The organism is Serratia sp. CC22-02 (genome assembly GCF_900182895.1).
GTDB lineage: Bacteria > Pseudomonadota > Gammaproteobacteria > Enterobacterales > Enterobacteriaceae > Serratia > Serratia nevei.
Window position 1 is genome coordinate 1 of sequence record NZ_FXUD01000028.1, and the last position, 1,790, is coordinate 1,790.

Sequence of the window (1,790 nt, forward strand, 5' to 3'; positions counted from 1 at the left end):
CGCTGCCGCCGACGATGCCGCCGTTCTGCACGCTGACGGCCGAGGTGACCGAGCCGTTGACTGCCAGCCGCCCCTGATTGACCAGCGTCGGGCCGGCATAGGTGTTGGTGCCGGTCAGCTCCAGGATTCCCGCGCCCTCTTTGGTCAGGCCGCCGTGGCCGGAAATGTTGTTGGAGTAGATTTCCCATCCACAGTGGAAGTCATCACATTTCCTGGCGTGCAACGTACCGGCATCCACCTCGGCGCCCCTCCCCGGAATATTGGCGACAAACTGGGTCGGGCCATAGGCCACGCCCGTCGGATCCGGGATGCGGAACTCCGCGGGAATATCCTCGACGGTATAGAACATACCCGGGCCGTTGATGGCCTTGCCCAGGTTGATCATCCCCCAGCCATAGAGCGCATCGATGCCCGGCGCGCCCATGTCGGTGGCGGTGGTTTTCAACACGTCGGCAATCTGCGCCGAGGTCATGTACGGGAAGCGCTGCAGCAACACCGCCACCGCGCCGGTGACGTGCGGCGTCGCCATCGAGGTGCCGTTTTTATTGCCGTAGTCCGACACCAGGTTGGCCGGATCGGAACCATTGGCCACGGTGCTGTAGATTTTGCTGCCCGGCGACGAGACGCAGAAGCTGGCGGTATAGCCGCAGCGGGAAGAGAAGCTGCTGATGGTGTAAGGCACGCTGTTGGTCGATGCCGCATCCTGCGCCACGCTGGCAACCGACAGCCAGTTCGGCGCGATGTCCGGCACGAAGTAGGCCAGCCCGCTGATCACATCCGGTTGGTTGTAGTTGCCGTCGTTGCCGGCGGCGAACAGCACCAGAATATTTTTGCGCGCCGCGTCGATGGCGCCCTGATAGCCTGCGCCGGCCAGGCTGCCGAGCAGCGGTTTGACCTGATCGAATTGTTCCTGCGCATCCTGCAGCTCAAAGTGCAGCGCGTTAGGATCGCGGCCGCCGTCGGACAGAAAGTCGGGAATACTGACGCCCCAGCTGTTGTTGATCACCCGCGCACCGCTGTTGATCATCGCCTGCCAGCCGGCATTGGTGACGGCGCCGTCCAGGCCGAGAAATTCGCCGTAGGCCGGGCCGTCGTTGTCGTTATCGACGCTGATCACCTGCGAATCGAAGGCCACGCCATGCATGCCGACGCCATCGCGGTTGGCGGCGCTGATGCCCGCGACGTGCACCCCGTGATTGCTCAGCATGCCCTGTGAGCCGCTGTAGAAGTGGAAGGTGCCGTCGAAGTAAAAGCGGTCGCCGGCGTTAATGCCCGGCCGGTGCGGATCGGTGTAGGCGCGATAGCCTTCGGTGACCACGTTGATCAGTTTGCCGTCGCCGGCGAACTCGGGATGGCGGTTGACCGGGGTATCGAAAATGCCCACCTTCTGCCCTTTGCCGGTATAACCGGCGGCGTAGGCCTCATCGGCATGGATCGCCCCCAGCCCCCAGTTGGCGTTGAATTCGGCGCTGCGCCAGCTGGCCGGATCGCCGGCTTGGCCGTTCACCTCGTGCGGTGCCGCCTGCGCATACCCCGCCAGCGCCATGCAGCAGACCAGCGCGTTCAGCCGCCACGGCGAGCGACGAACGTTTCCTTTGCTATCAAAACCCATTGTTGTTGTCATTTCCTTACCTTTTGCTTGTTATTGGCCGACGCCCCAGGTGCGCCGGGTTCTCATTAGCAGGATGTGAAAAAGGAACCGCCCGCAGACGGTTCCCTACAAGGATTGAGTCGATGTTGCTTAGAAGCGCCAGGTGAAGCCGGCGTTGACGCTGTTGTCCTGGTGGTGC

The 1,790-nt window shown here is 63.0% G+C and carries 1 protein-coding gene; it reads right to left on the minus strand.

Features of this window, described 5'->3' with window-relative positions; translation table 11 throughout:
* Nucleotides 1-1,624 (minus strand): S8 family serine peptidase (locus QOL81_RS25725; RefSeq protein ID WP_283440170.1); only part of this gene is annotated, 1,624 nt, incomplete at its 3' end.
* Nucleotides 1,625-1,790 lie beyond the last annotated feature (166 nt).